The following is an 18,571-nucleotide window of genomic DNA, read 5'->3' on the forward strand; positions in this document are numbered from 1 at the left end:
GCCGCTCTTGAACACGAGTCGACCGTGTGCGGGCACGGAGACGCGGTTACTTGTGTGTGTTGTGTTCCCGCTCAAGCCATGCCGGGATTACGCCGACTTACGGCTGTCCCTCGGATGAACAGCGATGTTCATCGCGCCGGAGCGCAGAACGGCCAGGCGCTCCTCGAGGACCTCTTCGAGTTCCTCGCGGGTGCGCCGTTCCATCAGCATGTCCCAGTGCGTACGCGCGGGCTTGGCCTTCTTCTCTTCAGGGCCGTCGCCGTCCACGAGGAGTGCCTGGGCCCCGCAGACCTTGCACTCCCACTCCGGCGGGATCTCCGCCTCGACCGAGAAGGGCATCTCGAAACGATGGCCCTTCTCGCATGCGTACTCCACGGCCTGGCGCGGGGCCAGGTCGATGCCGCGGTCCGTCTCGTAGCTGGTCACCACGAGGCGCGTGCCGCGAAGAGCTCGCTCACTCATGAATCGTGCCTCCCGGGCTTGTCGCCCACAGGACAGGTGTCGCTGTCGTCGTCATCCGGTCAACGTCCGGTCGGCGGTAAAGATTCCCGTTCCGGGTCCCGTTCCGGGTCAAGCGTCGCCGTCGTAGCCGCCCTTGTTGTACCCACCAGCGCCCGGTTTGTCACATCTGCTAACAGATGTCACCCGGCGTTTCACCATCTTTGACGCGCAGTAACGGTACGCCTGGCAGGCCAAACGCGTACACTACAGCGCTTTCGTGTTGAACGCTAAATCCTCTGCGGAATCGGATTCCCCGCGTCGCCGATCGCGCGCCGCACCGGAACCCGCGCGAGCAGGACGAACCCGATGACGAAGAAGGCCACCAGCGAGATGATCGCGTCCCGGTAGCTTCCCGTCACCTGGTAGGTGATCCCGAACAGCAGGGGCCCCAGCCAGCTCATGCCCCGGTCGCTCATCTCGTACGCCGAGAAGTACTCGGCCTCCTTGCCGGGCGGGACGAGATGCGAGAACAGCGACCGGGACAGGGCCTGGCTGCCGCCGAGGACGAGCCCGATCCCGGCGGCCAGCACGAAGAACCACCCGGGTGCGCCGGCCGGCAGGAAGTACCCGGCGCTCAGGATCACCGTCCACGCGACCAGGGAACCCAGGATCGTGCGCTTGGCACCGTACGACCGGGCCAGCCGGCCCATCGCCAGCGCCCCGGCCACCGCGAGCAGCTGGACCAGCAGTACCGCCACGATGAGCGTCGACTGCCCCAGGCCGAGTTCCTCGGAGCCGTAGACCGACGCCTGGGAGATCACGGTCTGGATGCCGTCGTTGTAGACGAGGTACGCCAGCAGGAAGGCCAGCGTCAGCGGGTGGCGGCGCATGTCACGGACGGTCGCCGCGAGCTGCCGGAAGCCGGTGGCCGTCGTCGTGCTCACGGCCTTCGCGCCGGAGCGGCGGTCGCGCAGCCGGCGCAGCGGGACGAGGGCGAAGGCGCCCCACCACAGGCCGGCGGACGCCAGGCAGATACGGACCGCCGCGCTCTCCGAGAGGCCGAAGGAGGCGTGGCCGGTGTAGAGGGCGAGGTCGGCGACCAGGACCAGCGCGCCCGCCGCGTACCCGAAGGCCCAGCCCCGCGAGGAGACCGCGTCGCGCTCCTCGGGCGGGGCGATCTGCGGCAGATAGGAGTTGTAGAGCATCATCGCCACGGACTGCGCCGCGTTCGCGACGATCAGCAGGAGCCCGCCGAGCAGGTAGCGGTCGCCGCCGAGGAAGAACATGGCGGTCGTCGCGGTGGCCCCGGTGTAGGCGGCGGCCGCCAGCAGGGGCTTCCTGCGGCCCGTGCGGTCGGCGGCGGCGCCCACCAGCGGCATCACGAGCACGGCCACGACCACCGACAGGGACACCGAGTACGCGAAGAACGACCCCGCGCGCACCGGGATGCCCAGGGGGTGGACGAAGCCGTCCGCGTCCGCCGCCGACTCGGCGACCGACGTGAGATAGGGGCCGAGGAACACGGTGAGCACGCTCGTCGAGTAGACGGAGCAGGCCCAGTCGTAGACGTACCAGCCGCGCTGTTCGCGCCGCCGGGCGCCGGCCTCGTCGGCCGCTTCCGTCCGCACGGTGTCGGTGCCCACCCGCGCCCCTCGCTTCCCCGTGAAGGTGCCCGCGCGAGGGGTCGGGCGGGCGGCGGACCGGGGTCAGACCCAGACGCCGCGGTCCTCCATGACCGTGCGCAGTGTGTCGATGTGATCGGTCATGATGCCATCCACGCCCAGGTCCAGGAGCCGGTGCATCTGCTCCGGTTCGTTCACCGTCCACACGTGCACCTGGAGCCCGAGCGCGTGGGCGGTGCGCAGGAAGCGGTGGTCCACCACCTGGATGCCCGACTGCGTCCGGGGCACCTGCGCGGCGACCGCGGACCGGCGTACGGCGGCCGGCAGGCCCCAGGACCGCAGCCGCAGGCCGAGCACTCCCCGGCTGCCGTACGACGTCGCCAGGCGCGGCCCGGCCAGCCGCTGGGCCCGCACCGTCCGCGCCTCCGCGAAGGAGCCGAGGCAGACGCGGTGCCAGGCGTCGGTGCGCTCGATCAGGTCGAGGAAGGGGAGCAGGGCCGGTTCCGCCTTGACGTCCACGTTCCAGCGGGCCTCGGGGAAGGTCTCCAGGAGCTCTTCGAAGAGGGGGATCGGCTCCTTGCCCGCCACGCGCGCGTGCCGTACGTCCTGCCACGGCAGGTCCGCGATCCGGCCCGTCCCGTCCGTCATCCGGTCCAGGGTCGCGTCGTGGAACGCGACGAGCCGGCCGTCCGCGGTGGCGTGGACGTCGGTCTCCAGGTAGCGGTAGCCCGCCTCGACCGCGCGGCGGAACTGCGCGACGGTGTTCTCCAGGCCGTCGGCCGCTCCGCCGCGATGGGCGAAGGCGAGCGGGCCGGGATGGTCGAGGTAGGGGTGGCGTATCCGGGGGGTCACGGTCGCAGTATCGCTTCCCGCGGTGGCCCGGTGGCAACGACCGTGCTGCCGCCGGACGCCGGCGGGACGGCGAACGCGCGCAGGAAGAACTGGGCGAGCGGGCCGATCGACACCGCGTACAGGAGGGTGCCGACGCCGAGGGTGCCGCCCAGCAGGAACCCCGTCACCACGACCGCCACCTCGACCGCCGTGCGCATCAGCCGGACCGAGCGGCCGGTGCGCCGGTGCAGACCCGTCATCAGGCCGTCCCGGGGGCCGGGTCCGAAGCGGGCGGCGATGTAGAGGCCGGTGGCCGCGCCGTTGAGCAGGATGCCGCCGACGAGAAGGGGGATCCGTACCGCCAGGGTGTGCGCCTGCGGGAGCAGGGCCAGCGTGCCGTCCATGGCGATGCCGACCACGAAGACGTTGGACACCGTGCCCAGCCCCGGGCGCTGGCGCAGCGGGATCCACAGGAGCAGGACCGCCGCGCCGACGATGATCGACACGGCGCCGATCGTCAGGCCGGTGCGCTCGGCCAGGCCCTGGTGGAGCACGTTCCAGGGCTCCAGGCCCAGGCCCGCCTCGACGAGGAGCGCCGAACTCGCCCCGTACAGCGCGAGACCGGCGTACAGCTGGGTCAACCGTCGCCCGATGCGGCCCGGACTGTTCGTGGACAAGAGGTCCCCCTGTGGTGGTGTTGGCCTGACTCATGACACCCTGTGGCGTAGGTGGAGACATCATCCATGGCCAATGCGGGGAAGGTGGACTGGTTTTCATGGCTCAGTGGACTTCGGCGTTGGGCGCGGTGCAGCTGGCCCGGCTGCTCACCTCCCAGCAGGACCGCCCGGCCGGCCCCGGCACCCGCCGTCCGCCGGCCTACCGGGCGCTGGCCGACGGCATCCGGCTGCTGGTCCTCGAAGGGCGCGTTCCGGTCGCCGCCCGGCTGCCCGCGGAGCGCGAACTGGCGCTGGCCCTGTCCGTCAGCCGTACGACGGTCGCCTCCGCCTACGAGGCGCTGCGCACGGAGGGCTTCCTGGAGTCCCGGCGCGGAGCCGGCAGCTGGACGGCGGTACCGGCCGGCAACCCGCTGCCCGCCCGGGGCCTGGAACCCCTGCCGCCCGAGGCCCTCGGCTCGATGATCGACCTGGGCTGCGCGGCGCTCCCGGCTCCCGAGCCGTGGCTGACCCGCGCCGTGCAGGGCGCCCTGGAGGAGCTGCCGCCGTACGCCCACACGCACGGCGACTACCCGGCCGGGCTGCCCGCGCTGCGCTCGATGATCGCCGAACGCTACACCGGGCGCGGGATCCCGACGATGCCCGAGCAGATCATGGTGACGACCGGCGCGATGGGTGCCATCGACGCGATCTGTCATCTGTTCGCGGGCCGCGGCGAACGCATCGCCGTCGAGTCGCCGTCCTACGCCAACATCCTCCAGCTGATGCGGGAGGCGGGCGCCCGGCTGGTGCCCGTCGCCATGGCCGAGGGCCTGACCGGGTGGGATTCGGACCGCTGGCGTCAGGTACTGCGGGACGCCGCGCCCCGGCTGGCGTACGTGGTCGCTGACTTCCACAACCCGACCGGTGCGCTCGCCGGCGAGGACCAGCGGCGGCAGCTGGTGGAGGCGGCGCGGTCGGCGGGGACGGTGCTGGTCGCCGACGAGACGATGAGCGAGCTGTGGCTGGACCCGGACGTGGAGATGCCGCGGCCCGTCTGTGCCTTCGACCCGGCCGGGTCCACCGTGATCACCGTCGGGTCCGCCAGCAAGGCCTTCTGGGCGGGGATGCGGATCGGGTGGGTGCGAGCCGCGCCGGACGTCATCCGCAGCCTCGTCGCCGCGCGGGCCTACGCCGACCTCGGCACACCGGTGCTGGAGCAGCTGGCGGTGAACTGGCTGTTCAGCACGGGCGGCTGGGAGAAGGCGGTGGAGGTGCGGCGCGAGCAGGCCCGGGGGAACCGGGACGCGTTGGTCGCGGCGGTCCGCAGAGAGCTGCCGACCTGGGAGTTCGAGGTGCCGCAGGGCGGCCTGACGCTGTGGGTGCGGACCGGCGGGCTGTCCGGGTCGCGGCTCGCCGAGGTGGGCGAACGGGTGGGCGTACGGGTGCCGTCCGGGCCTCGCTTCGGGGTGGACGGGGCGTTCGAGGGGTATGTGCGGCTGCCGTTCACCGTGGGGGGCGCGGTGGCGGAGGAGGCGGCGCTGCGGCTGGCAGCGGCGGCGCGGCTGGTGGAGAGCGGGGGATCCGCGGGCGGCGAGGCGCCTCGTACGTTCGTGGCGTGAACGGCGTCGCCGGGGTCGGGCGGACCCGCACCCGGCGCTGCGGGGCGCCGTCCCGCGCGCGCCCGAAGCCGCCCCGGCGGTGGGAGCGCCCGCGGTCTGTCGGCGGCTACGAGGTCTCCGCCGCCACCGCTTCCGCTTCCGCCGCCACCGCTTCCGCGGGTACCGCCTCCGGCAGGTGCTCCCCGTCCGCCGGCGTGGTCCGCGCCGGCAGCAGCGCCAGCACCGCCTGCCGGTCCGCGTCGCTCGTCGCGTCGTCGTACGGGTCCGGGGTCGCCGGGACCTGGAGGCGATGGACCGGGCCCGTGCCCAGGCGGGCGTAGCCGCGGCCGGGCGGGACCTGTGCGACCGGGGTCGTCTGCGGGCGGGCGCCCAGCACGGCCTCCAGCTGCTGGTTCGTGGCCGGGCCGAGGACGACCCGTGCCCGGGTGTGCTGGCGTACGGCCTCGCTCAGGGTGTCCGCGCTGTCGAACTGGTCCGCCACGACCACCGTGACGTTGGCCGCCCGGCCGTGCCGGAGCGGGACCTGGAGGAGGGACTGCGGGTCGGTGCGGCCGTCGGTGGCGGCGATGTGCACGAACGCGCTCGGGCGGTCCAGGAGGATCCACAGGGGACGCCTGGTGTCGTCGGGCGGCGGATCGCCCGCCTGGCGTGCGTGATTGGCCGCGATCAGCCGCCGCTCCGCCTCGGTCGCGACCCACTCCAGGCTGGCCACCGCCCCGGCCAGCCCGCACTCGACGGCGAGGACGCCGTCCCGGCCGGTGAGACAGGCGTACTCGCCGGTGCCGCCGCCGTCGACGATCACCACGTCTCCGTGCCGCAGGGCCTGCAGGGCGATCGAGCGGAGCAGGGTGGAGGTGCCGCTGCCGGGCTGGCCCATGACCAGCAGATGCGGCTCGGTGGAGCGGATGCCCGTGCGCCAGACGACCGGGGGCACGTCACGCCGCTCCGCGCCGTGGGTGAGCGGGAGCGTGCGCTGGACCTCGGAGCGGTCGGTGAAGCCGAGCACCGTCTCGCCGGGGGCGGTGACGAATCGCTGGGCGGCGATGTCGGTGGGCAGCGGCGGCAGCACGGTGACCGTGAGCTGGTTGCCCTCCTCGTCCCAGGCGAAGTGGTACTCGCGGCCACGGCCCGACTTGGCGTGCAGCAACTGCTCGATCCGGGCGCGGGACTCGGTCTCGCCGTCGGTGAAGTACGCCGGGTAACGGAGGACGAGGTGGGTGAAGCGGCCCGTCTCGTCGAACTCGTACGCGGGGAAGGCCTTGTCCCACTCGCCGCCGTGCGCGTACAGCGGGTCCGGGTCCTCGGGGGTGGAGAAGTAGGGGACCAGGGCCTCGTACAGCGACCGGAGCCGCTGGGCCTGCGACTCGTCCGGGCCCTCGGGCTCCGCCGGTTCGCGGTCCCGGCCCTGCCAGGCTGCCGCCGCCATCAGGGTGATGACGGCGAGCAGCGGGCCGTACGGGGCGAGCGCCACCACCAGGACCACCGACGCCACCAGGAAAAGCAGCGGTCCGCGCTTGTCCTTGGGGGTGTCGGCCCACTTGCGCCGCCCGGCCGATGCCAGCCGGCGCAGCCCGCGGGTGACCGTGATCAGCGGGTGGAGGACGTCGGTGGCGCTGTCGGCCGCCGTCCGGGCCAGCTCCCGGCTCCGGGCGATCTGCGCGCTGCCTGTGCTCAGGATGCGGGGGAGGGGGCGCCGGACCACTGCTGTCTCCTGGAGGTGCGTGAGGTGCGGGAGGTGCGTGAGGGCGGGGCCGTCAGAACTTGATTCCGCCGAGGAGGCTCGCGAGGCTCTCGCCGCCGGCCTTGATGCTCGGGGCGATGGCCGTGCTCGCCAGGTAGAAGCCGAAGAGCGCGGCCACCAGGGCGTGGGAGGCCTTGAGCCCGTCCTTCTTGAAGAAGAGGAAGACGATGATGCCGAGAAGGACGACGCCTGAGATGGACAGGATCATGTGAGTTCTCCTGGTTCGTGGGGACAGTCACCATGAGTACTTCCAGGATCACAGCATGTATCCATACGATAAAAGGTGCAACTGGGTGAATATCTACGCATTTCCCCCAGTCGGCCGAGCCGTCTTGGGCTGCTCGGGCCGGACGTCTGCGTCCGAGCGGGTCCGTGGTGATCTTTACCTCGGGCACATCGGGTCATGTGCCGCGCGAGCCAGTACCCTGGCGATTCACCTGAACGGTTGCATGGAGAGGTGGTCCGGCCGATGAGTGAAGCCTTCGATCCCGGAGTCGTGGAGCTGGCGACCAAGGTCTTCGATCTGGCCCGGCAGGGGCAGACCGAGGCGCTCGTGGAGTATGTGGACGCCGGCGTTCCGGCCAACCTGACCAACGACCGCGGGGACTGCCTGGTGATGCTCGCCGCGTACCACGGTCACGCCGACGCCGTACGCGCCCTGCTCGCCCGGGGCGCCGACCCCGACCGGATCAACGACCGGGGGCAGACCCCGCTCGCGGGGGCCGTCTTCAAGGGTGAGACAGAGGTCGTCGAAGCCCTTCTGAAGGCCGGTGCCGACCCGGCCGCGGGCACCCCCTCGGCCGTCGACACCGCTCGGATGTTCGCCAGGACAGAAGTGCTGGAACTGTTCGGCGCACACTGACACGCATGCTCTGACCAGGCACGATACACAAAACGGGGGAGGCGGTAACGGGCCGCCGAAATTTCGGTCGCGGCAGGACGAACTGCCGAGTCATCATGACGTCGTGGTTCACGGACGTGATGGCCGGGCAGGCGATGCCGCACCGCGCGGACCGTGAGACGGTCCGCATGGGCCACCGACGAGAGGCAGAGGAAGATGGCTTACAGCAAGCAGGAAACGGCGGGCGCCCCGACGTGTTGTCACGCGGCCAGGTAATGCAGGACCCCCGGTTGCGTCGACGCTTGATGTGAGGCTGTTTCCCATGTTCGATCCGGTCATAGCGCCCAGCGGTACGCTGCTCGGCCTGCTCCAACGGGGCCGCGGCGACGGCACGCTGCACGCGCTCACCGCACCGCGCGCCGAGGCGCTCGCGGCGCTGAACCACTGCGTGCTGCGCGATCCCCGCCACGACTGGCAGGTGGAGAACCGCTCCCTCTACTACGCCCGTCTCTTCCTCGACCTGAACGGCGAGCTGGACGAGATCGAGACGCACCTCTTCGACGTCGAGGACGCCCTCGACACCGAGGAGTCCCGCACCGGACTCACCCTCGCGGTGCTCGGCCACCTCGCCTCGTACGGCAGGCGCGACGCGCTCGCGCTGCTGCGCCGCTACGCCGCCTGCGGCTCCAACTGGGCCTGGGCCCTGGACGAACTGGCGCTGCGCGACGACGACGCCGGACTGCGTGCCCTCGCGGCGCCCGTCCTGGCGCGGTTCGCGACCGATCCCGAGGGCGAGGCCGAGCTGGCCGCCGTCGTGCGGGACGCCTTCGAGCCCCGGCCGTGGCGGCTGTGGGCCAAGGACCCGCGCGTCTCGATCGCCACCCGGGTGCGGGCCGCCCAGGAGACCGGCTGCTTCGACCGCTGGCAGCGGCAGATGAGCCCCGGCGGGCCCCGCCCGGGGTGGAGCGTGCGGGCCGTCTTCGAGTGGGCCCAGCAGGGCATGGACCGCGGTGCCGCCCTCCATGTGCCCGCCGCCCGCTGTCTGGTGGCCGTCGCGGGACCCGAGGACCGGCCGGAGATCCTCCGGGCCGCCGAGGACGGCACCGACGGCGCCCGCTGCACCGCCCTGCGCTATCTCGCCGACAGCGACGATCCCGCCGCCCTCGATCTGATCGAGCGGGCCGTGATCACCGGCACCACGGCCGTCGTGGACGCCGCCGTGGACGCCTTCGAACGGATGCGCAGCGTCGCCGCCGTCGACCGGGCGCGCGGCTGGGCCCGACGGCCCGATCCCCTGGGTGCAGCCGCCGGCCGCATGCTCGCCTGCCGGGGCGGAGCCCAGGACAGCGAACTCGTCCTCGCCGCCCTCAGGGAGGCCGTCCGGGGCGAAGGACCCGACGCGCCGACCCTGTGGACCCTCGTCGACGGCACGGGACGGCTCGGCATCGCGTGTGCGGCCCCCGTCCTGCGCCACATCTACCGCGAGACCGCCTCGTCCCATCTGCGCGGGCGGGCCGCCCGCGCCCTCGCCGCCACCGATCCCTCCTTCGCCACCGGCTTCGCCGTCGAGTGCCTGTGGGACTGCGAGGAGTCCACCCGCGAGATCGCCGCCCGGCACGCCGAGACCGGTGACGCCCGGGTCGTCGAGCGGCTGCGCCGCCTGGCCACCGACCCGGCCGAGGAGGCCGAGGTCCAGACGGCCGTCCGCAGCCGGATCGGACCGGACATGACCAGCACCATCGGCGACGCGACCGCCATGTGAACGACCGGCCCGCGGGTGTGCCCGCTCGTGAGCCGCACGAGGCTCGGGCGGGCCTTCGAGCCCACCCGACGAGCCCAGGCTCACCCGCTGGGTGAACTCGGGACGGCCCGCGGGTCAGGCGGACATGGACCCGGCACGTCCCGCTCGGGTGTGCAGTGCAACGCTCATGGGACGTTCCTCGTCCGGAAAGATCCACGTTGACGCGGCCACGTCCGGTACGGCGACAACACCGGTATGCGTGTCGTCATCGTGACCGAATCCTTTCCCCCCGATGTGAACGGCGTGGCCCACTGCGCGCTCCAGACCGCCCGGCACCTCGCAGACCGCGGTCACTCTCCGCTCGTCGTCGCGCCGGCCACCGCCGCAGGCCCCGGGGCCGACGTCCCGGCGCCGTGTCCCGTCGTCCGTGTCCCCTCCCTCCCGCTCCCCGGCTACCCCCAGGTCCGCGTCGCCCTCCCCAGCCGGCGCGTGGCCGCGGCGATCGTCGAGCACCGTGCCGACGTCGTCCACCTCGCCGGCCCTTTCGTCCTCGGCGTCCGCGGCATGGCCGCCGCCGCCCGGCTCGGCATCCCCGCCGTGGCCGTCTACCAGACCGACCTCGCCGGCTACGCCCGCACCTACATGGGCGCGGGCGAGGCAGCCGCCTGGCGGCGCATCCGCTCCGTCCACAGTGCCGCGGACCTCACCCTCGCGCCCTCCAGCGCGGCCGTGCACGACCTGGAGGCGCACGGCGTGCCCCGGGTGCGGCTGTGGCCGCGGGGCGTGGACACCGCCCGCTTCCGCCCCGAGCTGCGGGACGAGGCGCTGCGCCGCGAACTCGCCCCGAACGGCGAGCTGATCGTCGGCTACGTCGGCCGGCTCGCCCCCGAGAAGCAGGTCGAGCTGCTCTCCGGCGTCTGCCGCCTGGACGGTGTCCGGGTCGTGGTCGTCGGGGACGGGCCGAGCCGGCCGGGCCTGGACCAGGCGCTGCCGGGCGCCGTCTTCCTCGGCCGCCGGACCGGCGACGAACTCGCCCGGACCTTCGCCTCCCTGGACGTGTTCGTGCACACCGGTCCGTTCGAGACCTTCTGCCAGACCGTGCAGGAGGCCATGGCGAGCGGTGTGCCCGTCGTCGCCCCCGCCGTCGGCGGCCCGCTGGACCTGGTCGCCCACGGGCGCACCGGCCTCCTCGTCCCGCCGCGCGACGCGGCCGCCGTACGGGACGCCGTGTGGGCCCTGGCCGCCGACCCCGCCCTGCGGACCGCCTACGGCACCACCGCGCGCGCGGCCGTCGAGGGACGCACCTGGACGGCCGTCGGCGACCAGCTGACCGGGCACTACGGGAGCGTGCTCGCCGCCCGGAAGACCGTGGTGGCGGCATGAGCGCGGTGCGGATCGTGCGGCTGGCCAACTTCGTCGCCCCGGCGTCCGGCGGTCTGCGCACCGCCCTGCGCGAGCTCGGCAAGGGCTACCGGGCCGCCGGGCACGAGCCCGTGCTCATCGTGCCCGGCGAGCGTGCGAGCGACCGCGAGACCGAGCAGGGGCGGGTCATCACCCTTCCGGGACCACTGCTGCCCGGCACCGGCGGCTACCGGGTCCTGACCGACAAGCGGCGGGTGGCCGGACTGCTGGAGGAGCTGGCTCCCGACCGCCTGGAGGTCTCCGACCGTACGACGCTGCGGTGGACCGGCAAGTGGGCGCGGCGCGCCCGGGTCCCCGCGGTGATGGTCTCCCACGAGAGCGCCGACGGTGTGCTGCGCACCTGGGGCCTGCCCGAGGGCGCGGCCCGGCGTGCCGCCGACGCCCTCAACGTCCGTACCGCCCACACCTATGCGCGTGTGGTGTGCACCACCGAGTTCGCCGAGCGGGAGTTCGTGCGGATCGGCGCACGCAACGTGGTGCGGGCCCCGCTGGGCGTCGACCTGGTGCGGCGGCACCCGGCGCTGCGCGACGCCCGGCTGCGCGCCCGGCACGCGCGCGGGGACGAGGTGCTCCTGGTGACCTGTACCCGGCTGTCCGTGGAGAAGCGGCCCGGCACCGCGCTGGACGCCCTGGAGTCCCTGATCCGGCGCGGCCGGCGGGCGGTGCTCGTGGTGGCCGGGGACGGGCCGCTGCGGCCGCGGCTGGAACAGCGGGCACGCGAACGCGGGTTGCCGGTGACGTTCCTCGGACACGTCTGCGACCCGGGGGTGCTGGGCGCGCTCCAGGCGTCCGCCGACGTGTGCCTGGCGCCGGGGCCCGCCGAGACGTTCGGGCTCGCCGCCCTGGAGGCGATGGCCTGCGGCACGCCGGTGGTGGCCAGCGCCTCGTCCGCGCTGCCGGAGGTGATCGGATCCGCCGGAGCCGTCGCGGCGGACCACGGGGGCGCCTTCGCGGACGCCGTGGAGCTGCTGCTCGCCGGGCCTCCTGAGGAGCGCCGGGAGGCGGCACGCGCGCGTGCCGAGTGCTTCGGGTGGGGGACGGCGGTCGCGGCCTTCCTCGACGCGCATGACGTGCAGGACGTGCGGGACGTGCGGGACGTGCAGGAGGTGCCGGACGTGCATGAGGTGCATGAGGTGCATGAGGTGCGTGGGGTGCATGAGGTGCACGACGCGGTGACGTCCGTGCCGTACGGCCGGTCGCGCCCGGGGGCGTGACGTGAGACCGCTGCGCTTCGTGGCGCTGAGGGACTCGCTCACCGAGGGCGTGGGTGATCCCGTCGCGGAGGGGTGGTGCGGCTGGGCCGCGCTGCTCGCCGACGGGATCGCAGAGGGGACGCTGGAGTTCACCGACCTGGCGGTGAGCGGGTCGCCGACCCGTGACGTGCTGGAATGGCAGTTTCCCGCCGCGCTGGTCCGCGGCCCGCCATCGCGTCGGTCGTCATCGGCGTCAACGGCACCGTGCGCTTGCACCTTCAACGTCCAGGCCGTGGCCGCGCGCCTGGACACCCCCTGCTCGGCGCTCACCGAGCAGGGCGACGTCCTGCTCACGGCCTGTCTGCCCGGCCCCGGTGCGATGCTCGGTCTGCCGGGCGCCCTGGCGCCTCCCCTCGCCCGGCGGCAGCGGGCGGTCAACGCCCGTCGTCCACGCGCTGTCCGAGCGGCACGGGACCGTGCATCCGCACGTCTGCGAGGGCGCGTGGCTCACCGACCGGGCCATGGGGAGCGCGAACCGGCCGTACCCGGCGAGCGGCGAGCGGGGACACCGGCGGCCGGCCCTGCGCTTCCCCAGGCTGCTCGCGGAACACAGCCACGCGACGGGGACCGAGTCCTCGCCCGAGCCGGGGTCCCCCACGCCCATCACGCCGGCGAGCCTGCGGTGGCTGGCCACCGCCGGTACCGGCCGGGTGGCCCGGCGCTGCACCGGCCTGGTGCGCCGCAGCTCCTGACACTGGCCGTCGACGAGATGCGGCACCGCGCGCGGGACGAGCGCCCGGCTCGGCCTGCGGGCCTCCGCGGCGGCGTCCACCGCGTTCAGCGCGCTCACGGTGGCCGGACGGTGGCCGGACGGCGGCTCGGTCGCGGCCTGGGGACTAGCGCTTGCGGACGGCCACGAACCGTACCGGCGTGCCCGGTACCGCCTGTGCGGCGGCGGGGAGGTCGGCCGCGCGGACGACCGCGATCACCGGGTAGCCGCCGGTGGTCGGGTGGTCGGCGAGGAAGACCACCGGTCTGCCGTCGGGCGGGACCTGAACGGCGCCCAGCACCATGCCCTCGCTGGGGAGTTCGCCGGTCAGCGTCCGCTCCAGGGCGGGTCCCTCGGTGCGCAGCCCGATGCGGTTGCTCGCGGAGGACACCCGGTACGTGCGCGAGGCGAAGGCCCGGACGGCCTCCGGCGTGAACCAGTCGTCACGGGGGCCCAGGGTCACCCGCAGCACGAGTTCGGCCGGGGGCGCGGGCTGCGGGGCGACGTCCACGCGCGCGTGGACCTGCCCCGGGGTGCCGAGGGGCAGGACCGAGCCGTCCGTGAGCGGGGGCGGGCCGAGACCCGACAGGAGGTCCGTGGAACGGCTGCCGAGGACCGGCTCGACGGCGATGCCCCCGGAGACGGCGAGGTAGCCGCGTACTCCGCAGACGGCCGCTCCGACGTCCAGGAGCGCACCGGCGGGCACGCGCACCGGTGCGCCCCAGGCGACCGGACGTCCGTCCAGCGTGACCGGGCAGGGGGCGCCCGCCACGGCGACGGTGACCGTCGAGCGGGGCCGTACCGCACAGCCGTCGAGCGTGGTCTCCAGGACGGCGGCCTCGGGGCGGTTGCCGACCAGCCGGTTGGCGAGCGCCGCCGTCGGCCCGTCCAGCGCACCGGAGCGCGGCACACCGAGGTGGGCGTGCCCGGGACGGCCCTGGTCCTGGACGGTCGTGAGGGCCCCGGCGCGGACGACGGCGAGCGCGCGATCGGTCATACCGGCCTCACCGGGCCGGCCGGTTCCGCGCGGTTCGCCGCGCTGGGTGCGATGGGTGCGCTGGTGAGGTCGGCGGTCTCCGCCGGTCCTGCCGGTCTCGCCGGTTCGGCCGCACCGGCCGTCTTGGCCGTCTTGCTCGTCTTGGCCGTTCGCGCCGTCCCCGTGTCCGTGAGGTCCCCCTCGCCCGCCGGTTCCATGGGCCCCGTCCCGTTCGCCGGGCCCACCGGGACGAAGCGCACGCGGGTGCCCGGGGAGAGGAGCGCGGCCGGCACGCGCGCGTGGTCCCACAGCACGGTGTCCGTGGTGCCGATCAGCTGCCATCCGCCCGGGGACGAGCGCGGGTACACGCCCGTGTACGGGCCCGCCAGACCCACCGAGCCGGCCGGGACGGCCGTGCGCGGAGTGGACCGGCGGGGGACGTCGTAGCGCTCGGGCAGTCCGGTGAGGTAGCCGAAGCCGGGGGCGAACCCGCAGAAGGCGACCCGGAACTCGGTGCCCGCGTGGAGGCGCGCCACCTGCTCCTCCGGGACCCCCCAGTGCGCGGCGACGTCGGCCAGGTCGGGGCCGTCGTAACGTACGGGGATCTCCACGACGGGCTGGTCGCGCGGGGGAGTGCTCGACAGCTCGGAGGCGGTCAGTTCGGATGCCAGGCGGTCCGGGGCGTCCAAACCGTCCAGGAGGACCGTCCGGGCCGCCGGGACGATCTCGCGGACGGTGAGCAGGCCCGCCGCGCGCCGCCGTACCAGCTCCGCGTGCAGCGCCTGCGCCTCCTCGCCCGAGGCCACCTCCAGGAGCAGGGCGTCGTCACCGACGGGCAGGGCCCTCATACGGGCGCTCATACGAAGGCCTCCACCCGGACGCCCGAGGTCTCCAGCCGCTGCCGGACCCGGCGGGCCAGGTCCACCGCGCCGGGCGTGTCCCCGTGCAGGCACAGGGAACGCGCGCGTACCTCGATCCGCGTCCCGGAGAGCGAGGTGACCTCGCCGAGGCGGGCCAGCCCCACCGACCGTTCCACGACGGTCTCCGGGTCGGTCACCACCGCGCCGTCCAGGCCGCGTGCCACGAGTGTGCCCTCGTCGGTGTACGCGCGGTCCGCGAACGCCTCCGGGACGGGCGGCAGGCCCGCCTCGGCGGCCAGCTCCAGCAGGCGCGAGCCGGGCAGCCCGAGGACGGGCAGGGCGGCGTCCGCGAGGAGGACGCCCGCCACGACCGCGCGGGCCTGTTCCCCGTCGTGCACGACCCGGTTGTAGAGCGCGCCGTGCGGCTTGACGTACGACACGCGCGAGCCCGCCGCCCGCGCGAACACCTCAAGGGCGCCGATCTGGTACGCCACCTCGGCGGCCAGTTCGGCGGGCGGCACGTCCATCGCGCGCCGTCCGAACCCCGCCAGGTCCCGGTAGGAGACCTGCGCGCCGATCCGTACCCCGCGCTCGGCCGCCAGCGCGCACACCCGCCGCATGGTGGCCGGGTCCCCGGCGTGGAAGCCGCAGGCCACGTTGGCGCTGGTGACGACGGTCAGCAGCTGCTCGTCGTCGGTCAGGTGCCAGCGGCCGAAGCCCTCGCCGAGGTCGGCGTTCAGATCGATCGAGGTCATGGAGTGTCCGAGCCTCCTTGTCGTCGTCTCTATTGTCAGGCCACGCGGTACTGCTCGTCGCGGGCGTCGGTCAGGAGCATCTGGCCCGGTGCGTGGGTGATGGCGAAGGGCGGGCGCGAGGCCGTCACCGCCGCCTGCGGGGTCACACCGCAGGCCCAGAACACGGGGATGTCGTCCGGCTCGGCGTCCACCGGCTCGCCGAAGTCGGGGCGGCCGAGGTCGTCGATGCCCAGCCCCGAGGGGTCACCGCAGTGCACGGGGCTGCCGTGCACCGCCGGGAGCAGACTGCTCTCCCTGATCGCGGCCGCCAGGTGCTCCGGCGGCACCGGGCGCATGGACACCACCAGGGGCCCGTGCAGGCGTCCCGCCGGACGGCACGCGCGCGAGGTCACGTACATCGGGACGTTGCGGCCCTGTTCGACGTGGCGGATCGGGACGCCCGCGCCCGACAGCGCCCACTCGAAGGTGAAGCTGCACCCGATGAGGAACGACACCAGGTCGCCACGCCAGTGCGCGCGCACGTCCGTCGGCTCGTCCACCAGCTCACCGTCCTGCCACACCCGGTAGCGCGGCAGGTCGGTGCGCAGATCGGCGCCGTCCGCGAGCACGGTGGTCCAGGAGCCGGCGTCCGTGACGTCGAGCACCGGGCACGGCTTGGGGTTGCGCTGGCAGAACAGCAGCATGTCGTACGCCCAGTCGGCGGGCACCGAGATGAGGTTGACCTGGGTGTGGCCCCGGGCCACCCCGGCGGTGGGGCCCGTCAGGCCCGCCCGGAAGCGGGTCCGGGCCTCGAGCGGGCTCCACGCGCGCGCGTGCTCGTCGACGAGGATCAGGGGGCGGTCGTCCGTCGCGGCCACGGGCTGTCCTTCCGTGCGGTTCACGTGAGTTCCTTTCCGCGCGTCTCCGGCAGTCCCAGCAGCGCCAGGGCCGCGATGCCGTACCCGATCGCGCCGAAGACCAGCGCGCCGCCCACTCCCCAGCTGTCGGCCAGGAAGCCCACCGTCGTGGGGAAGACGGCGCCCACGGCACGGCCGGTGTTGTACGTGAAGCCCTGCCCGGTGCCGCGCACCGCCGTCGGGTACAGCTCGCTCAGGTAGGACCCGAAGCCGCTGAAGATCGCCGACATGCAGAACCCGAGCGGGAACCCGAGGATCAGCAGCAGGGTGTCGGCGCCGCTCGGGATGTTGCCGTACGCCACGATGCAGAGCGCCGACAGCAGGGCGAAGAGCCATATGTTGCGCCGCCGACCGAGCCGGTCGGTGAGGTAGCCGCCGGTGAGGTAGCCGAGGAAGGCGCCGGAGATCAGGAACGTCAGATAGCCGCCGGTGTTGACGACCGACAGACCGCGCTCGGTCTTCAGATACGTCGGCACCCAGGTGGCCAGCGTGTAGTAGCCGCCCTGGACGCCGGTGGACAGCAGCACGGCGAACACCGTGGTGCGCAACAGGCCGGGCTTGAAGATCGCGGTGAACGAGCCCTTCCCCTTGGTCTTCTCGCGTACCGCGACCGCCTCCGGCGCGTCCTGCACCCGGCGCCGCATCCACACGACGAGCAGCGCGGGCAGCGCGCCGGTCCAGAACATCACGCGCCAGGCCAGGTCGTCGCCGAGGAGCGAGAACACCAGCGTGTACATGATCGCGGCGAGCGCCCAGCCCACGGCCCAGGAACTCTGGATCGCGCCGAGCGTGCGGCCCCGGTGCCTGGCGCTCGCGTACTCGGCGACCAGGATCGCGCCGACCGCCCACTCGCCGCCGAAACCGAGGCCCTGGAGGGCGCGGAAGACCAGCAGCGTCTCGTAGTTGGGCGCGAAACCGCAGGCGACGGTGAAGACCGCGTAGGTGATCACCGTGATCATCAGCGCCCTGACCCGGCCGATCCGGTCCGCGACGACCCCCGCGAGGGCGCCGCCGATCGCGGAGACCACGAGGGTGACGGTGGTCAACAGGCCGGTCTGACCGCTGTCCAGACCGAAGTACGCGGCCAGCGCGACCATGCTCAGCGGCAGCGTGAAGTAGTCGTACGAGTCCAGGGCATAGCCGCCGAAAGCACCGGCGAAGGCGCGCCGGCCGCGCGGACCGAGCGCCCGCAGCCAGCCCAGCGCCCCGCCGTCGGAGGGGTGTTCGGGTGCTGTGGGCCGCGTGCCGGCGGGCGGGGCCGGAGAGGGAGGGGTCGTGCTCATGGGCACCTCGCAGAAAGAGGACGGAGGGTGCGTGAGAAGTGAGCCGTGCCGTGCGGAAGCGGGTGGCGCCGTCGCGAGCGGGGCGACGCCGTTCGTAGCAAGGTAGAGGATCGTTGAACGATCCCTCAATACCCCTGTTGTTTCGTTCTTGTATCTGCGATTGAATTCCGGGCATGGCAGAGCAGCTGACGGGACTGGCCGGCGACCGCGCCCTCCTGGGCCGGACCAGTACCGCGGAACGGGTCTCGGACATCCTCAGGAGCCGTATCGCCGACGGATACTTCCCGCCGGGCACCCGGCTGTCGGAGGACAGCATCGGCGGCGCGCTCGGCGTCTCCCGCAACACGCTCCGCGAGGCGTTCCGGCTGCTCACGCACGAACGCCTGCTCGTCCACGAACTGAACCGGGGCGTCTTCGTCCGGGTGCTGACCGTCGAGGACGTCGAGGACATCTACCGCACCCGCGCCCTCGTCGAGTGCGCGGTCGTCCGGGGCCTCGGTGAGCCGCCGTACGACCTGGACGGCCTGGGGGAGGCCGTGGCGCAGGGGCAGCGGGCGGCGCGTGAAGGTGACTGGAAAGAGCTGGGCACGGCCAACATCCACTTCCACCGGGAACTGGTCGCGCTCGCCGGGAGCGACCGCACCAGCGAGCTGATGCGCAGCGTCTTCGCCGAGCTGCGCCTCGCCTTCCACGTGGTGGACGAGCCCCGTCGGCTGCACGAGCCCTACCTCGCGCGCAACCAGCAGATCTTCGAGGCGCTGCGGGCGGGGGACAGGCGCGAGGCCGAGAAACTGCTCGCGGTGTACCTCCACGACTCGCTGGAACGCGTGGTCGAGGTGTACCGGCGGCGGGTCGGCGACGAGGGTTAGCAGGTCCGCCGCCCCGGTGTGACCGCCGTGACGCCGGGTGGCTTCTGCGTCGTTTG

16 protein-coding genes and 2 pseudogenes are annotated in these 18,571 nt (G+C 73.5%); 7 read left to right on the plus strand and 11 right to left on the minus strand.

Features of this window, described 5'->3' with window-relative positions:
- Positions 1-87: 87 nt before the first annotated feature.
- The 4 genes from ACWD0J_RS32050 to yczE form a co-directional block, all read right to left on the minus strand.
- Positions 88-462 (minus strand): RNA polymerase-binding protein RbpA, encoded by a 375-nt coding sequence (locus tag ACWD0J_RS32050; RefSeq protein WP_003977404.1) that lies wholly within the window; start codon positions 460-462, stop codon positions 88-90.
- A 266-nt stretch (positions 463-728) separates the two neighbouring features.
- Positions 729-2,084 carry an MFS transporter gene (locus tag ACWD0J_RS32055; protein WP_451499360.1) on the minus strand — a complete coding sequence of 452 codons (1,356 nt, stop codon included), beginning with the start codon at positions 2,082-2,084 and terminating at the stop codon, positions 729-731.
- A 63-nt stretch (positions 2,085-2,147) separates the two neighbouring features.
- Positions 2,148-2,915 (minus strand): glycerophosphodiester phosphodiesterase, encoded by a 768-nt coding sequence (locus ACWD0J_RS32060; RefSeq protein WP_451499361.1) that lies wholly within the window; start codon positions 2,913-2,915, stop codon positions 2,148-2,150.
- Positions 2,912-3,571: a membrane protein YczE gene (gene yczE, locus ACWD0J_RS32065; protein ID WP_451499362.1), complete on the minus strand. Its 660-nt coding sequence runs from the start codon at positions 3,569-3,571 to the stop codon at positions 2,912-2,914. Before yczE ends, ACWD0J_RS32060 begins: the two co-directional genes overlap by 4 nt.
- A gap of 98 nt (positions 3,572-3,669) precedes the next feature.
- Between yczE and ACWD0J_RS32070 the strand changes: the two genes are divergently transcribed.
- Complete coding sequence (locus tag ACWD0J_RS32070; RefSeq protein WP_451499363.1) at positions 3,670-5,169, plus strand: SCO1417 family MocR-like transcription factor; 1,500 nt, start codon at positions 3,670-3,672, stop codon at positions 5,167-5,169.
- A gap of 106 nt (positions 5,170-5,275) precedes the next feature.
- Here ACWD0J_RS32070 and ACWD0J_RS32075 read toward each other — a convergent pair whose 3' ends face one another.
- Both ACWD0J_RS32075 and ACWD0J_RS32080 read right to left on the minus strand, forming a co-directional pair.
- Complete coding sequence (locus ACWD0J_RS32075) at positions 5,276-6,871, minus strand: hypothetical protein (protein WP_451499364.1); 1,596 nt, start codon at positions 6,869-6,871, stop codon at positions 5,276-5,278.
- 52 nt (positions 6,872-6,923) lie between these two features.
- On the minus strand, positions 6,924-7,118 hold the full coding sequence (locus ACWD0J_RS32080) for a hypothetical protein (protein ID WP_015661880.1): 195 nt from the start codon (positions 7,116-7,118) through the stop codon (positions 6,924-6,926).
- 261 nt (positions 7,119-7,379) lie between these two features.
- Between ACWD0J_RS32080 and ACWD0J_RS32085 the strand changes: the two genes are divergently transcribed.
- The 5 genes and pseudogenes from ACWD0J_RS32085 to ACWD0J_RS32105 all read left to right on the plus strand — a co-directional run.
- Positions 7,380-7,772 carry an ankyrin repeat domain-containing protein gene (locus ACWD0J_RS32085; protein ID WP_451499365.1) on the plus strand — a complete coding sequence of 131 codons (393 nt, stop codon included), beginning with the start codon at positions 7,380-7,382 and terminating at the stop codon, positions 7,770-7,772.
- Positions 7,773-8,073: 301 nt separating this feature from the next.
- Positions 8,074-9,513, plus strand: a complete 1,440-nt coding sequence (locus ACWD0J_RS32090; RefSeq protein WP_451499366.1) for a HEAT repeat domain-containing protein — start codon at positions 8,074-8,076, stop codon at positions 9,511-9,513.
- Between the two features lie 234 nt (positions 9,514-9,747).
- On the plus strand, positions 9,748-10,875 hold the full coding sequence (locus ACWD0J_RS32095; protein ID WP_451499367.1) for a glycosyltransferase family 4 protein: 1,128 nt from the start codon (positions 9,748-9,750) through the stop codon (positions 10,873-10,875).
- Positions 10,872-12,128 (plus strand): glycosyltransferase, encoded by a 1,257-nt coding sequence (locus ACWD0J_RS32100; protein WP_451499368.1) that lies wholly within the window; start codon positions 10,872-10,874, stop codon positions 12,126-12,128. Before ACWD0J_RS32095 ends, ACWD0J_RS32100 begins: the two co-directional genes overlap by 4 nt.
- A 1-nt stretch (position 12,129) precedes the next feature.
- Positions 12,130-12,979, plus strand: a pseudogene (locus ACWD0J_RS32105) (SGNH/GDSL hydrolase family protein); the annotation flags it as partial.
- A gap of 24 nt (positions 12,980-13,003) precedes the next feature.
- Here ACWD0J_RS32105 and ACWD0J_RS32110 read toward each other — a convergent pair.
- The 5 genes and pseudogenes from ACWD0J_RS32110 to ACWD0J_RS32130 all read right to left on the minus strand — a co-directional run bounded on the left by ACWD0J_RS32110 (position 13,004) and on the right by ACWD0J_RS32130 (position 17,646).
- Complete coding sequence (locus ACWD0J_RS32110) at positions 13,004-13,873, minus strand: 5-oxoprolinase subunit C family protein (protein ID WP_451499369.1); 870 nt, start codon at positions 13,871-13,873, stop codon at positions 13,004-13,006.
- Positions 13,874-14,094: 221 nt separating this feature from the next.
- Positions 14,095-14,700 (minus strand): annotated as a pseudogene (gene pxpB / locus ACWD0J_RS32115) (5-oxoprolinase subunit PxpB); the annotation flags it as partial.
- An 8-nt stretch (positions 14,701-14,708) separates the two neighbouring features.
- A complete protein-coding gene (locus tag ACWD0J_RS32120) occupies positions 14,709-15,467 on the minus strand; it encodes a LamB/YcsF family protein (RefSeq protein ID WP_451499370.1) in 759 nt (252 codons plus the stop codon).
- A 35-nt stretch (positions 15,468-15,502) separates the two neighbouring features.
- A complete protein-coding gene (locus ACWD0J_RS32125; RefSeq protein WP_451499371.1) occupies positions 15,503-16,348 on the minus strand; it encodes a putative hydro-lyase in 846 nt (281 codons plus the stop codon).
- Positions 16,345-17,646 carry an MFS transporter gene (locus ACWD0J_RS32130; protein ID WP_451499372.1) on the minus strand — a complete coding sequence of 434 codons (1,302 nt, stop codon included), beginning with the start codon at positions 17,644-17,646 and terminating at the stop codon, positions 16,345-16,347. The genes ACWD0J_RS32125 and ACWD0J_RS32130 overlap by 4 nt, the downstream gene beginning before the upstream one ends.
- Positions 17,647-17,819: 173 nt before the next feature.
- On the opposite strand from ACWD0J_RS32130, the gene ACWD0J_RS32135 reads away from it, so the two are divergent.
- Positions 17,820-18,515 carry a GntR family transcriptional regulator gene (locus ACWD0J_RS32135; protein WP_451499373.1) on the plus strand — a complete coding sequence of 232 codons (696 nt, stop codon included), beginning with the start codon at positions 17,820-17,822 and terminating at the stop codon, positions 18,513-18,515.
- Positions 18,516-18,571 lie beyond the last annotated feature (56 nt).

The sequence above is a fragment of the Streptomyces sp. NPDC003011 genome (assembly GCF_053591515.1).

Coding starts and splice junctions, on each gene's coding strand:
- ACWD0J_RS32050 (WP_003977404.1), bottom strand. CDS start 462: ATGAGTGAGCGAGCTCTTCGCGGCACGCGCCTCGTGGTGACCAGCTAC.
- ACWD0J_RS32070 (WP_451499363.1), top strand. CDS start 3,670: ATGGCTCAGTGGACTTCGGCGTTGGGCGCGGTGCAGCTGGCCCGGCTG.
- ACWD0J_RS32080 (WP_015661880.1), bottom strand. CDS start 7,118: ATGATCCTGTCCATCTCAGGCGTCGTCCTTCTCGGCATCATCGTCTTC.
- ACWD0J_RS32085 (WP_451499365.1), top strand. CDS start 7,380: ATGAGTGAAGCCTTCGATCCCGGAGTCGTGGAGCTGGCGACCAAGGTC.
- ACWD0J_RS32090 (WP_451499366.1), top strand. CDS start 8,074: ATGTTCGATCCGGTCATAGCGCCCAGCGGTACGCTGCTCGGCCTGCTC.
- ACWD0J_RS32095 (WP_451499367.1), top strand. CDS start 9,748: ATGCGTGTCGTCATCGTGACCGAATCCTTTCCCCCCGATGTGAACGGC.
- ACWD0J_RS32100 (WP_451499368.1), top strand. CDS start 10,872: ATGAGCGCGGTGCGGATCGTGCGGCTGGCCAACTTCGTCGCCCCGGCG.
- ACWD0J_RS32110 (WP_451499369.1), bottom strand. CDS start 13,873: ATGACCGATCGCGCGCTCGCCGTCGTCCGCGCCGGGGCCCTCACGACC.
- ACWD0J_RS32120 (WP_451499370.1), bottom strand. CDS start 15,467: ATGACCTCGATCGATCTGAACGCCGACCTCGGCGAGGGCTTCGGCCGC.
- ACWD0J_RS32130 (WP_451499372.1), bottom strand. CDS start 17,646: ATGAGCACGACCCCTCCCTCTCCGGCCCCGCCCGCCGGCACGCGGCCC.
- ACWD0J_RS32135 (WP_451499373.1), top strand. CDS start 17,820: ATGGCAGAGCAGCTGACGGGACTGGCCGGCGACCGCGCCCTCCTGGGC.